At 72.7% G+C, this 13033-nt stretch carries 11 protein-coding genes; all 11 read left to right on the top strand.

Annotation, left to right across the window (positions count from 1 at the left end; all coding sequences use genetic code 11):
• Positions 1–13 precede the first annotated feature (13 nt).
• The 11 genes from OHQ87_RS04665 to OHQ87_RS04615 all read left to right on the top strand — a co-directional run bounded on the left by OHQ87_RS04665 (position 14) and on the right by OHQ87_RS04615 (position 12551).
• Positions 14–2197, top strand: a complete 2184-nt coding sequence (locus OHQ87_RS04665; protein WP_328345253.1) for a hypothetical protein — start codon at positions 14–16, stop codon at positions 2195–2197.
• A gap of 35 nt (positions 2198–2232) precedes the next feature.
• Positions 2233–3495 (top strand): Gfo/Idh/MocA family protein, encoded by a 1263-nt coding sequence (locus tag OHQ87_RS04660; RefSeq protein WP_328345251.1) that lies wholly within the window; start codon positions 2233–2235, stop codon positions 3493–3495.
• Positions 3496–3518: 23 nt separating this feature from the next.
• Positions 3519–4751, top strand: a complete 1233-nt coding sequence (locus tag OHQ87_RS04655) for an ABC transporter substrate-binding protein (RefSeq protein ID WP_328345250.1) — start codon at positions 3519–3521, stop codon at positions 4749–4751.
• A gap of 94 nt (positions 4752–4845) precedes the next feature.
• Positions 4846–5748 carry a carbohydrate ABC transporter permease gene (locus tag OHQ87_RS04650; RefSeq protein ID WP_328345248.1) on the top strand — a complete coding sequence of 301 codons (903 nt, stop codon included), beginning with the start codon at positions 4846–4848 and terminating at the stop codon, positions 5746–5748.
• Positions 5745–6638, top strand: a complete 894-nt coding sequence (locus OHQ87_RS04645) for a carbohydrate ABC transporter permease (protein WP_328345246.1) — start codon at positions 5745–5747, stop codon at positions 6636–6638. The genes OHQ87_RS04650 and OHQ87_RS04645 overlap by 4 nt, the downstream gene beginning before the upstream one ends.
• Positions 6639–6643: 5 nt before the next feature.
• Positions 6644–7663, top strand: a complete 1020-nt coding sequence (locus OHQ87_RS04640; protein WP_328345245.1) for an NAD-dependent epimerase/dehydratase family protein — start codon at positions 6644–6646, stop codon at positions 7661–7663.
• Positions 7664–7665: 2 nt separating this feature from the next.
• Positions 7666–8673, top strand: coding sequence for a dihydrodipicolinate synthase family protein (locus OHQ87_RS04635; protein ID WP_328345244.1), 1008 nt, complete (start codon positions 7666–7668; stop codon positions 8671–8673).
• Complete coding sequence (locus OHQ87_RS04630) at positions 8657–9754, top strand: hydroxyacid dehydrogenase (RefSeq protein ID WP_328345243.1); 1098 nt, start codon at positions 8657–8659, stop codon at positions 9752–9754. Before OHQ87_RS04635 ends, OHQ87_RS04630 begins: the two co-directional genes overlap by 17 nt.
• An 86-nt stretch (positions 9755–9840) precedes the next feature.
• Positions 9841–10671: a fumarylacetoacetate hydrolase family protein gene (locus tag OHQ87_RS04625; RefSeq protein ID WP_442930678.1), complete on the top strand. Its 831-nt coding sequence runs from the start codon at positions 9841–9843 to the stop codon at positions 10669–10671.
• Positions 10668–11609, top strand: coding sequence for a GNAT family N-acetyltransferase (locus tag OHQ87_RS04620; protein ID WP_328345241.1), 942 nt, complete (start codon positions 10668–10670; stop codon positions 11607–11609). Before OHQ87_RS04625 ends, OHQ87_RS04620 begins: the two co-directional genes overlap by 4 nt.
• Positions 11610–11696: 87 nt before the next feature.
• Entirely contained in the window at positions 11697–12551 is an 855-nt protein-coding gene (locus OHQ87_RS04615; protein WP_328345240.1) for an SMP-30/gluconolactonase/LRE family protein, read from the top strand.
• Positions 12552–13033: the final 482 nt, after the last annotated feature.

The following is a 13033-nucleotide window of genomic DNA, read 5'->3' as shown; positions in this document are numbered from 1 at the left end:
AGAGGAGACACCCATGAACCGCTCCGACCCGACCTCCCGCCGCACCCTGCTGCGCACCTCCGGGCTCGGCGGGCTCGCCCTCGCCGGCACCGCCCTCGCCCTCTCCCCCGCCACCGCCACCGCCACCGCCGCCGCCGCCAAGCCGGACGGCCCGCCGACCCCACTGGCCCCCGGCCTCAACGGGGTGCTGCACGTGGGCACCGTCGCCGCGCTGCTCGCCGTCAGGCCCCAGACCCTGCGCGCCGGGCAGGTCGTGCACGTCGACGGCTACCACGCCGCCGGCGACGGCGCCGCCCGCATGTTCCGTTGGAACGCCGCCAGCACCGCCGCCGGCAACGGCGGCACCGTCCTCGCCCCCGCCAACGACCGGCCCGGCCGCTGGCTCCAGCTGCACGACGGCGCCGTCGAGTTCCGGCACTTCGGCATCTTCGACGCCAAGACCCCCGCCGACGCCGCCCTCGAGGCGATGGTCAACGACCCCACCGTGCACCGCATCGAGGCCCACTCCGACCTGCACTTCGTCAAGCGGCACCGGTTCACCCGCAGTGACCTCGTGCTCGACTTCGGCGGGCACACCATGTCCACCGACGGCATCGAGGACGCCGGCCGCGACGACCCGTTCGCCGCGGTGCTGTTCTTCCGCGGAAAGGTCACCGACCAGGTACGCACCCACACCCTGACCGAGGTCGTCCGGGAGGGCTGGGACACGTTCCAGGTCGCCGACTCCTCGGCGCTCACCGTCGGCCAGTGGTACGCCGTCGAGGTCAACCGGCTCGCCGGCAGCTGGGAGCGGGAGCTGCAGAAACTCGTCCAGGTCACCCAGATCGTCGACGGCACCCACATCCGGGTCAACTACAAGAACGGCTGGGAGCTGGCCGCCGGCCGCACCCTCACCTGGACCCGCATCGAGCCGGTCAGCCGGGTGCACGTACGCAACCTCGTGTTCACCGGCAACGGCGCCGACCAGTACACCGGCTCCCACCCCGTGGCCTACGAGTACGCGGTGCACTGCGACGTCGCCGACATCGACGCCACCGGCAGCTTCTGGCCGGTGATCATGCGGCGCTGGTGCACGCACTTCCACACCGCCCGATGCAGCCTGAAGAACCCGACCTCGGTCACCTGGGGCGGCGCCGGCTACCTCACCCAGCAGATCTACTGCCTGTACGGGCACGTCGAGGACTGCCGCACCTCCAACGCCCGGCACCTCAACGACTGGACCGCCTCGGCGTACGGGTACGTCACCAACTGCCACGGCGACGGCGACGACCAAGGCCCCTTCGTCACCCACGGCCAGTACGAGCACGACCTCGTCTACACCGGCAACTCCGGGCTCATGACCTTCGCCAACTCCGGGGCGGCCTGGGGCTCGGCGGCAAAGCGGATCACCGTGCGCAAGCACGTCTGTTCCTGGTTCGTGGCCCGCGTGAAGATCACCGACCTGACCCTGGAGGACGTCCAGGTCATCCGCAAGGCCGGCCTGGCCGGCTCCGGGATGTTGTGGGTCAACGCCGACGGCGTGCAGCTGCGCGGCTGCTCCGCCGACGACACGCTGATCATCTCGCAGCAGTCCACCCGGTCGCAGCGGCCGAACGTCATCGAGGGCTGTTCCTTCACCCTCGCCACCGCCGGCACGGACGTGGTGCAGGCCAACGTCACCACGCCGGTGCACCTGGTCCGCACCACCGTCCGCGGGGTCGACGGGCACACCTTCAGCGGCAGCGGGCAGCTGCACCTGACCGACGTGACCCTCGTCGGCGCCCCCGACGCCGCGCCGGTCACCGTCAAATCCGCCGACCTGCGCGTCTGCGGAGGCACCTTCACCAACGCCGGCGTCCGCCTTGCCGGCACCGCCGACCAGCGGATCAGCGTCGGCGGCGGGGCCGTGCTCAGCGGAACCAACACGGCCAAGGCGCTGCTGTCCCGCGCCGCGGCCACCGGCGTCGTCCGGTGGGAGCTGGGCGGCTACCTCAGCACCACCTCCGACGCCGGCACCGCGCACATCACCGTCGACGCCGGCACCAATCGGTACTCCGCCGTCGGCACCCAGTTCACCGGCGGGAAGCTGCGACTGGCCGACGCCGGCTTCGGTGACGGCTCGTACCTGCACCACACCGGGTGCGTCGAGGAGGGCGTCTCCCGTGAGCTACCCGCCGCCGGCCCGCGCATCCGCGACGCCGGGAACCTGACGGTCTGACCACACCGCAGCAGCGAGAGAAGGCGAGGAGCCAGGTGGAACAGCAGGACCGGCCGGTGCGGGTCGCGCTGGCGGGCGTGGGCAACCGGGGCCAGACGTACGCCCGGTGGGTGGCCGCCAACCCCGCGCGGGCGCGCATCGTCGCGGTCGCCGACCCGCGTCCGCACCAGCGGAGCCTGGTCACCGCCGCCCACCCCGGCGCGGCGGAGTTCAGCGACTGGCGAAACCTGCTGGCGGCGGACGTACCGGCCGACGCGGTCATCGTCGCCACCCAGGACCGGATGCACGTCGAGCCGGCCGTCGCGTTCGCCAACGCCGGCCAGCACCTGTTGGTGGAGAAGCCGCTCGCGCCGACGGCCGACCAGTGCCGCGAGATCGTCGACGCGGTGCGCGCCACCGGCGTGCTGTTCGCCGTCTGCCACGTCCTGCGGTACACCCCCTACACCGACCTGGTGAAGCGGGTGGTGGACAGCGGGGTGCTGGGCGAGATCGTCAGCGCCCAGCACCTCGAACCGGTCGGCTGGTGGCACTACGCCCACTCCTACGTGCGCGGCCCCTGGCGGCGAGAGGACCTCGCCACCCCGATGCTGCTCGCCAAGTCCAGCCACGACCTGGATTGGCTCGGCTACGTCACCGGCCGGCGTATCGAGCGGGTCGCCAGCTTCGGCGGGCTCCACCACTTCCGGCCCGACCAGGCGCCGGCCGGCGCCGCCGCGCGGTGCCTGGACTGCACGGCCGAGCCGGGCTGCCCGTACTCGGCACCGAAGTTGTACCTGCCGGTGCTGCGCGAGCGCGGGTCGATCTGGCCGGTCAGCGTGGTCACCGACGGCACCGACGAGGCCGCGCTGATCGAGGCGCTGCGCACCGGCCCGTACGGCCGGTGCGTGTACTCCGGCGACAACGACGTCGTCGACCACCAGGTCGTGGCGATGGAGCTGACCGGCGGCGTCACCGCCAGCTTCACCATGGCCGCCTTCACCGAGCAGACCCACCGGCAGACCCAGCTGTTCGGCACCCACGGTTCCCTCTCCGGCGACGGCGAACGGGTCCGGGTGCACGACTTTCGCACCGACCGGATCGAGATCCTCGACGCCGCCACGGTCGGCGGGTCCACCGCCGCCGACGACCACGGCGGCGGCGACACGGGACTGATGGACGCCTTCGTCCGCGCCGTCGCCACCGGCGACAGCCACCACATCCGGTCCGGGCTGGACGAGACCCTCGCCAGCCACCTCGCGGTCTTCGCCGCCGAGACGGCCCGGCACACCGGCACGGTCGTGACCGTGCCCGCGCAGTGAACCACTGAGAGAGGAACGCACAGATGAGACTTCGAAGGTTCGCACCGGTCGCGGCCGCCGCGCTGGTGGCCGGTCTGCTCAGCGCCTGCGGCGGCTCCGACGCCGGCGGCGACAAGGAGAGCGTCACCATGTGGATCTACCCGGTGATCCCCGACGAGGCCACCCACCGCGGCTTCTGGGACAAGCAGGTCGCCGCGTTCAAGGCCGACCACCCCGACATCGACGTCAAGGTGGAGATCTTCCCGTGGGCCAAGCGCGAGGAGTCGCTGACCGCGGCGATCGCCGGCGGCAAGGGCCCGGACGTGGTCTACCTGATCCCCGACCAGCTGGGCAAGTTCCACAAGATGATCGAGCCGGTGGACGAGTACCTGCCCGCCGACGCGAAGGCCGACTACCGGGAGAACGTCCGGGCCGCCGTCACCCTCGACGGCAAGATGCTCGGCGCACCGCTGCTGACCAGCAGCAACCCGCTGATGTGCAACGCGAAGGTGTTCACCGCCGCCGGGATCACCGAGTACCCGAAGACCTGGGCCGACCTGCTGGCCCTCGCGCCGAAGCTGAAGGCCAAGGGCTTCGACGCCACCAACTACTACGCCGACCCGAACGCCACGCTCAACCAGTCCTTCTACCCGCTGCTCTGGCAGGCCGGCGGCGACGTGTTCAACGCCGACGGCACGTCCGTGGCGTTCAACGGCCCCGAGGGCGTCAAGGCACTGACCTTCCTCAAACAGCTCGTCGACGGCGGCTACGTCGAGAAGGACCTGATCACCAGCATCCCGGCCTTCGAGCAGACCAACGTGGCCAAGAACAAGGTCGCCTGCACCTGGCAGCACGTCCCGGCCGACGTCGAGAAGCTCTGGGGCACGGAGAACATCAAGATCTTCCCGCCGCTGAGCGACGCCAAGAGCGTCGGCTACGGCACCGTGGGCAGCCTGTCCATCCTCAAGGGCAGCAAGGCCAAGAAGGCCGCCGGCCAGTGGGTCACCTTCGTCACCGCGCCGTCGGTCGCCTCCGCGTACGACGTCGCCGGCGGCTACTTCTCGGCCAAGACGTCCGCCGGGGCCCTGTACCCGCAGGACCCGGTGAACACCGAGATGGAGAAGACCCTGGACAGCACCACCGTCGGCCCGCTCAACGAGAAGAGCCGCGAGGTGATGGGCGTCCTCGCCCCCGAGATCCAGGCCGCGCTGATCGGCAAGAAGACCCCCGAGCAGGCGCTCGCCGACGCGGCCAAGGCCGCCGACGCGCTGCTCTGAACCCCGCCGGCCCGCCGCCGCGGTGCGGCGGCGGGCCGGACGCCACCGCATCGGCCGCAGCGGCCGATGTCGAACCTGCGAAGAGGATGGCGAGATGGCCGTACCTGCTCAGCTGCCGGCCCGGCGGGCCCGGCGGGTGATCGCCCGGCGCGAGGCACGATGGGGTCTGCTCTTCGTCCTCCCCGCGTTCCTGCTGTTCCTGGCGTTCCGCTTCGGCCCGGCGATCGCCGGGCTGGTGCTCGGCTTCATGGACTACACGATCGGCGGCGACGCCGAGTGGACCGGGCTGGAGAACGCCCGGCGGCTGGCCGACGACCCGGTCTTCTGGCAGGCGCTGCGGGTCACCGTCGGCTACACCGTGCTGTACGTGCCGCTGACCGTCGCCGCGTCGGTCGGGCTGGCACTGCTGGTCCGGCGCGGCTTCCGCGGCGTCGGCTTCTTCCGGTCGGTGTTCTTCCTCCCGGTCGTCACCAGCCTGGTGCTGGTCGCCACCATCTTCTCCTGGGTGTTCTCCTCCGGCGGCCCGTGGTCGCGGATCCTCGGCTGGGTCGGCCTGCCCGACGACTCCTGGCTGGCCTCCAGCACGCTGGTCCTGCCGGCACTCGCCCTGATCGGCGTGTGGTCGCACTTCGGGTACGGCATGCTGATCGTCCTGGCCCGCCTCCAGGACCTGCCCAGAGAGCAGGAGGAGGCCGCCCTCACCGACGGCGCGGGCGCGTGGCAGCGGTTCCGCTTCATCGTGCTGCCCCAGCTCAAGCCGGTGCTGTTCTTCCTGCTGGTGATCGAGACAACCGCCTCGTTCCAGGTCTTCGACCTGGTGTACGCGATGACCGGCGGCGGCCCCGCCCGCGCCAGCTACACCCTCGTCATGGCCCTGTACGACCAGGGCTTCAAGTACTTCGACCTCGGCTACGCCAGCGCGATCGGGGTGGCCCTGTTCGTGATGACGCTGGTCGTCGCGCTGATCCAACGGCTGGCCCTCGGGAGGGACAAGTGACCGCCACGACCACCGCCCCCGCGCCCACCCCGGCACCCCCGCCGCGGCGCCGGCGACGCTCGTACCGGGCGTTGCAGCCCGGGCCCGGCGGCACCGTGCTGCGGTACGTGCTGCTGGCCGTGGCCAGCGTGGCCACCCTCTTCCCGTTCTACGCGATGGTGGTGCTGAGCCTGAAGCCCGCCGCCGCCGTCGAGTTCCCCGGCAGCCTCCTGCCCTGGCCGATCGAGTTCGACGCGTACGCGACGGTGCTCGACTCGCGGAACATTCTGCGCTGGCTGCTCAACACCACCATCTACTCGGTGGTCAGCGTCGTCGCGGTGCTGCTGCTCTCCGCGTTGGCCGGGTACGCGTTCGCGAAGAAGCGCTTCCCCGGCCGGGAGACCATGTTCTGGTCGTTCCTGGCGATGGTGATGGTGCCGTACCACGTCACCCTCATCCCCACTTTCATCCTGATCGCGAGAGTCGGCGGGGTCGACACGTACTGGGGGCTGATCCTGCCGACCCTGGCCAACGCGCAGGCGGTGTTCCTGATGCGACAGTTCATCCAGGGCCTGCCCGACGAACTCTTCGAGGCCGCGACGATCGACGGCGCCTCCGAGTGGCGGATGTTCGTGCGGATCGTGCTGCCGCTGTGCAAGCCGATCCTGGCCACCCTCGGCGTGTTCGTCTTCCTGTGGCACTGGAACGACCTGCTCTGGCCACTGATCATCGGGCAGAGCGGGGACATGCGCACCCTCACCGTCGGCATCGCCTCCCTCCAGCAGGAGCAGGTGCCGCTCAACGTCATGCTCGCCGGCTCGGTCGTCGCGTTCGTGCCGATCTTCGCCGCCTACCTCGTCGGCCAGCGGTACTTCACCGAGGGCGTCACCATGTCCGGAATCAAGGGGTGAGTGCAGTGTTCAACAGTGAGTCCGCACTGGAGGACCGGCTCGCCCGGCCCTCGGCGGCGCTCGTCGCCGACCTGGCCGGCGGCTCCGGTGACCTGGTGGTCCTCGGCGCCGGAGGCAAGATGGGCCCGTCGCTGTGCCGGCTGGCCCGCCGAGGGCTCGACGCCGCCGGCCGCTCCGGCGACCGGGTGTACGCCGTGTCGCGCTGGTCGGACCGGACGGCCGCCGACGCGCTGGCCACCTACGGAGTGGAGCCGGTGGCGTTCGACCTGCTGGGCGACGGCGACCTGGCCGGACTGCCCGACGCCAGCGACGTGATCTTCATGGTGGGCGCGAAGTTCGGCACCGCCACCGCCCCGTACCTGGCCTGGATGGTCAACGCGGTGCTGCCCGCAGCGGTGGCCCGGCGCTACCCTGCCGCCCGGATCGCCGCATTCTCCACCGGCAACGTCTACCCGATGGCGCCGGTGGCCTCCGGAGGCTGCGTGGAGACCGACCCGACCGGCCCGGTCGGCGACTACGCGATGAGCTGCCTCGGCCGCGAGCAGGTGTTCGCGCACGCCGCCAGCCGGGGCACCCCGGTCGCGGTGCTCCGGCTCAACTACGCCGTCGACCTGCGCTACGGCGTGCTCGCCGACATCGGCCAGGCGGTGCTCGCCGGCGAGCCGGTCGACGTCACTACCGGCCACGTCAACGTGGTCTGGCAGGGGTACGCCAACGAGGTGGCGCTGCGGTCGCTGGGACACGCCTCCGCCGACGTGTTCACCCTCAACCTGACCGGCCCGGAGACCGCCCCGGTGCGCCGGATCGCCGCCCGCACGGGCGAACGTCTCGGCCGGCCGGTCAGCTACGCCGGCACGGAGGCGCCGACCGCGCTGCTCAACGACGCCACCCGCTGCCACGCGCTGTTCGGCTACCCGGACGTCCCGCTGGGCACCCTGATCGACTGGCAGGCCGACTGGCTGGCCGCCGGGTTGCCCACCTCGGGCAGGCCCACCAAGTTCTCCGTCCGCGACGGGAGGTTCTGACCGTGTCCCTGGACCTGCTGCGCGAGGGGACAGTCATCCCCGCACACCCGCTCGCGCTGACCGCCGACCGCCGCCTCGACGAACGGCGGCAGCGGGCGCTGACCCGCTACTACCTGGCCGCCGGGGCCGGTGGGCTCGCCGTCGGCGTACACACCACCCAGTTCACGATCCGGGAGGCAGGCCTACTGCGACCGGTGCTCACCCTGGCCGCCGAGACCGTCGACGCCGAGGCCGGACGGCCGGTGGTGAAGGTCACCGGGGCGTGCGGCGACACCGCCCAGGCGGTCGCCGAGGCGGAACTCGCCGCCGAGCTGGGCTACCACGCCGTCCTACTCTCCCCCGTCGTGCCGGGCGCCGACGAGGCGTACCTGCTCCGGCGGGCACGGACGGTCGGCGAGGTGCTGCCGGTCATCGGCTTCTACCTGCAGCCGGCCATCGGCGGCCCGCGCCTGTCGACGGCGTTCTGGCGGGCGTTCGCCGACCTCCCGTCGGTGGTGGCGGTGAAGCTGGCCCCGTTCGACCGGTACCGCACCCTGGAGGCGGTGCACGGGATCGCCACCGCCGACCGGGGCCGGGACGTGGCGCTGTACACCGGCAACGACGACCACATCGTCGGCGACCTGCTCGGCGAGTTCGCCGGCCGCCGGTTCGTCGGCGGGCTGCTCGGCCAGTGGGCGGTGTGGACCCGCGCCGCGGTCGCCCTGTTCGCGCAGGCACGGGCGGCGCGGGCCGGCGACGGGGCGGCGCTGGCGGAGTTGACTGGCCGGTCCGCGGCGGTAACCGACGCGAACGCGGCGGTGTTCGACGCCGTGAACGGGTTCCACGGCTGCATCGCCGGGGTGCACGAGGTGCTGCGCCGGCAAGGGCTGCTCGACGGGGTGTGGTGCCTCGACCCGGCCGAAGGGCTGTCCCCCGGCCAGGCGGAGGAGCTGACCCGGGTGATCACGGCCTACCCGTGGCTCACCGACGACGACTTCGTCGCGGAGCACCGCGATGACTGGCTCCGCTGAGCCGCCGCCCGGGGCCGGTGCGGGCGGCGTGCCCCGGCCCCCGGCCGGGCCGCCCGTGACCACGCTCTCCGGCGGGCACCGTCCGGTCACCGTGGTCTCCGTGTCCGCCCCGCTGCGGGCCGAGTTCTTCCCCGACCGGGTCGGCGACCGACTGACCGCGGCCACCGACGCCACGCTGATCGACGACCATGCGGCGCTTACCCGGGCCGACCTGGCGCCGCTGCTGGCCCGGGCCGAGGTGCTGGTGACCTCCTGGGGCGTCCCACGGCTCGACGCGGCCCTGCTGGACCGGGCCCCGGCGCTGCGGCTGGTCGCGCACACAGGTGCCTCGGTCAAACCGTTCGTGACCCCCGAGCTGTTCGCCCGCGGCGTCACGGTCACCCAGGCCGGGCAGGGCATGGCCCGGTCGGTGGCCGAGGTCGCCCTCGCGTTCACCCTGGCCCTGCTGCACCAGACGCCCCGCTTCGACCACGCGTTGCACGCGGGTGCAGGCTGGAGCCGGGCGGAACAGGCACCACCCCGGCACGAGATCCTCGGCTGCCCGATCGGCGTCGTCGGGGCGTCCCGCACCGGCCGTGCGTACCTGGACCTGGTCCGGGCCCTCGGCGCGGACGCCAGCGTGTACGACCCGACCCTGACCAGGGCGAACGCCGCCGCGCTCGGTGCCCGGCTGGTCGGCCTCGACGAGCTGTTGGCCGGTAGCCGCATCGTCGCGCTGCACGCGCCGACCCTGCCGGAGACCCGGCACCTGCTCGGCGCCCGCGAGTTGGCGCTGCTGCCCGACGGCGCCGGGCTGGTCAACACCGCCCGGTCCTGGCTGGTGGACGAGGCGGCGCTCGTCGCGGAGCTGTCCCGCGGCCGGATCGACGCCGCGCTGGACGTCTTCGACGAGGAGCCGCTGCCCACCGGCCACCCGCTGCGGGCACTGCCCAACGTGCTGCTCACCCCGCACCAGGCCGCCGGCACGGTGCAGGGCCGCCGGCGGCAGGGCGAGATCGTCGTCGACGAGATCGTCCGGTACGCCGCCGGCCGGCCCCTCAGCCACGCGGTGACGCCCGAGATGCTCGCCCGGACCGGCTGACCCGCCGTCGCACACCGCCCCCGTACGCGATCGACCCGGGCCCGCCGACGGGCCCACACCACCACGGAGAGGACACCATGAGGTTCATGCGGATCGGCCCGGTCGGCGCCGAGCGGCCGGTGCTGTTCGACGGCACCAGCTACTTCGATCTGACCGGAGTCACCTCCGACATCGACGCGGCGTTCCTCGCCGCGGACCCCGTGGCGCGGGTACGGTCGGCGGGTCCACTGCCCCGGCTCGACGTCACCGGGGAGCGGATCGGCGCCCCGATCGCCCGGCCCGGGGCGGTGCTCTGCATCGGGCAGAACTACAGCGCGCACGCCGCCGAATCCGGGGTCGCCCCGCCCGAGCGGCCGATCCTGTTCCACAAGTCGCCGAACACCGTGGTCGGCCCGTACGACCAGGTGCTGATCCCGCGCGGCTCGACGAAGACCGACTGGGAGGTCGAGCTGGCCGCGGTGATCGGCAAGCCCGCCCGCTACCTCGACTCCCCGGCCGAGGCGCTCGCTCATGTGGCCGGCTACACGGTCACCAACGACGTGTCCGAACGGGACTACCAGTTCGCCGACCCGGGCGGCCAGTGGTCCAAGGGCAAGTCGTGCGAGACCTTCAACCCGCTCGGCCCGTGGCTGGTAACGCCGGACGAGGTGGGCGACCCCCAGGCGCTTCGGCTCCGCTCCTGGATCAACGGCGATCCACGGCAGGACTCACGCACCGCCGACATGATCTTCGACGTGGCGTACCTGATCTGGCACCTGTCCCAGTACACCGTGCTGGAACCGGGCGACCTCCTCAACACCGGCACCCCGCAGGGCGTGGCGCTCTCCGGCCGGTTCCCCTACCTGGCAGCCGGCGACGTGATGGAGATGGAGATCGACGGGCTCGGCCGGCAGCGCACCGTGCTCGCGCCGGCGTGAGCACCCCCGTCGACTACCGCCCGGCCACGCCGGCGGACGTACCGTCGCTGTACGCCACCTGGGCCGAGGCGTTCACCAGCGCGCACGTGACCCAGCTCTACGCCCGCGACCCCGGCCGCCTCCCGCGCACCTTCGTCGCGGTGGAGGCCGGGACGGTCGTCGCCGCCGTCCACTACCTGCCCCGGCGGTTACGCAACGCCGCCGGCGGCGTCGACCTGGTCGGCGGCGTCGCCAATGTGGCCACCCGGGTCCGGGCGCGCGGCCAGGGTCACATCCGCTGCCTGCTCGACCTGGCCGTCACGGCGATGGCCGCCGACGGCTGCGCCTGGTCGTTGCTGTTCACCGGCACCCCCGGCGTGTACCTGTCCAGCGGCTACCGCCCGTTCGCCCTGCGCTACCCGAGCGGTCGACCGGCGGCCGCCGTGGCCCCCTTGCCGCCGGAGTGGATCGTCCAGGCCGACGCCGGAGTGGACTGGGCGCAGCTCGCCCCGTTGCACGAGGCGTTCAACGCCCGCCGGCCGCTCAGCACCGTGCGGGACGCCGACGACTGGCGGCTGCGGGTGCCGGTGTGGTACGCCCCGCCCACCCAGCTGCTGGTCGCCCGGCACCACGGCCGGATGGCCGGCTACCTGGCCGCGCAGTGGACGCCCGGGTCCGTGCGAGTGGTCGAGGTGGCGGCGCACCCCGACCGGCCGGAGGCCCTGCGCGCCCTGTTCGGCGCCGTCGCCGGCACCGCCGCCGAGCGCGGCGTACGGGAGTGCGTGGCCCGGCTGCCCGCCGATCCGGCCATCGACGCCGCACTGCCGCACCTCCTGACCGACCCGGTGACGCAGGCCGACGCCACTGGTATGGTCCGGCCGATCCACGCCGCGCCCGACCATCTGGCCGCGATCACGGAGGCGCCCGAGGCCTTCCACTGGCCGGCCGACTACCTGTGAGGACCCGGACCGCACTGCGCGGGCCGGACACCGGTCGTGGCCGGATGGTGTGGAATGTGACCGGCACGTTTCGGAAGAGGAGGCGCGATGGGTGCCCTTGCGCAGGTCACCTCACCGGTCGCCGAGCACGGCGAAGGGCCGGTGTGGTGCCCGGCCGACAAGCGGTTGCGTTGGGTCGACATGCTGGTCGGGGACATCCTGACGCTGGACCCGGTCACCGGGGTGATCACCCGCCGGCACGTCGCCCCGGTGGTCGCGGCCGTGCGCCCGCGGTCCGGTGGTGGGCTCGTCGCCGCCGTCGAGCGGGGCTTCGCGCTGCTCACGGACGACGCGGTGGAGCTGCTGCCCGAGAACTGGTCGGACCCGTCGATCCGGATGAACGACGGCGGGTGCGACCCGCTTGGGCGCTTCTACTGCGGCTCCATGGCGTACGACGCCGCGCCGGGCCGGGCCGCGCTGCACCGGCTCGGCCCCGACGGCGCGGTCGAGACGGTGCTCACCGGGCTGACCGTCTCCAACGGGTTGGCCTGGACCCGGGACGGCAGCACCGCCTGGTACGTCGACTCGGCCACCCACCGGATAGACACCTTCGCCTTCGACCCGACCACCGGCGAGCTGCACGACCGGCGGCCGGTGGTGGCGGTGCCACCGCAGGTGGGCACGCCGGACGGGCTCTGCCTCGACGTCGAGGGTGGTGTCTGGGTCGCGCTGTGGGACGGCGGGGCCGTGCACAGGTACGCGTCGGACGGTCGCCTCACCGCCGTCGTGGAGCTGCCGGTCCGACGCCCCACCGCATGCGCGTTCGGCGGCCCCGACCACGCCGACCTTTACATCACCACCTCCCGCCACGGCCTGCCGGCGGACGACCGCTCCCCGGCGGGGGCCTTGTTCCGGATCCGACCCGAGGTTCCCGGCTTCCCCGATTACACATTCGTTGGCTGAGACGGGTGGCCGCCCGGACCCACCGGTCCGGTCCGGGACCCGCGGTCTCAGCGAGGTCGAGCAGCTCATCCTCGACACCGTCGACGGGCGCGCACAGCAGCACGCTGACGCCACGGCCGCCGAATCGCAGTCCGCACCGCGTCCGGGCACACCCAAGACGGACACCGTCGAACGCAACGCGGCGGTCGATGACTCGCCTGGAGTCCATACGGATGCGCTTATCGGTTCGGCTCCCGTCGTCTGATCCTGTCAGTCGGGGTCAGCCAGGTTTCGGTCCGGCTGGCCCGGTACAGGCCGATCGCTGCTCCCCGTGCGGGCGGGGGTGATCCGCACACGCGGATCACCTCGACCAGTGCCCACTCCCGGACAGTGGACACCTCGTCCCCGCCGACGCCCCCGGCGGCCTCGCCTCGATCGTGGCCCGAACTGATCTACGCCGACCGGGGGCTACGACTACGACTGCTACCGACGAACGGTGCCGG

It is taken from the genome of Micromonospora sp. NBC_00421 (genome assembly GCF_036017915.1).
Classification (GTDB): Bacteria; Actinomycetota; Actinomycetes; order Mycobacteriales; family Micromonosporaceae; genus Micromonospora.
This window is presented reverse-complemented; position numbering and strand designations above follow the sequence as displayed.

Bases quoted from the DNA above. Each gene is read 5' to 3' on its own strand.
- OHQ87_RS04665 (WP_328345253.1), top strand. From the start codon at position 14: ATGAACCGCTCCGACCCGACCTCCCGCCGCACCCTGCTGCGCACCTCC.
- OHQ87_RS04655 (WP_328345250.1), top strand. From the start codon at position 3,519: ATGAGACTTCGAAGGTTCGCACCGGTCGCGGCCGCCGCGCTGGTGGCC.
- OHQ87_RS04650 (WP_328345248.1), top strand. From the start codon at position 4,846: ATGGCCGTACCTGCTCAGCTGCCGGCCCGGCGGGCCCGGCGGGTGATC.
- OHQ87_RS04630 (WP_328345243.1), top strand. From the start codon at position 8,657: ATGACTGGCTCCGCTGAGCCGCCGCCCGGGGCCGGTGCGGGCGGCGTG.
- OHQ87_RS04625 (WP_442930678.1), top strand. From the start codon at position 9,841: ATGCGGATCGGCCCGGTCGGCGCCGAGCGGCCGGTGCTGTTCGACGGC.
- OHQ87_RS04615 (WP_328345240.1), top strand. From the start codon at position 11,697: ATGGGTGCCCTTGCGCAGGTCACCTCACCGGTCGCCGAGCACGGCGAA.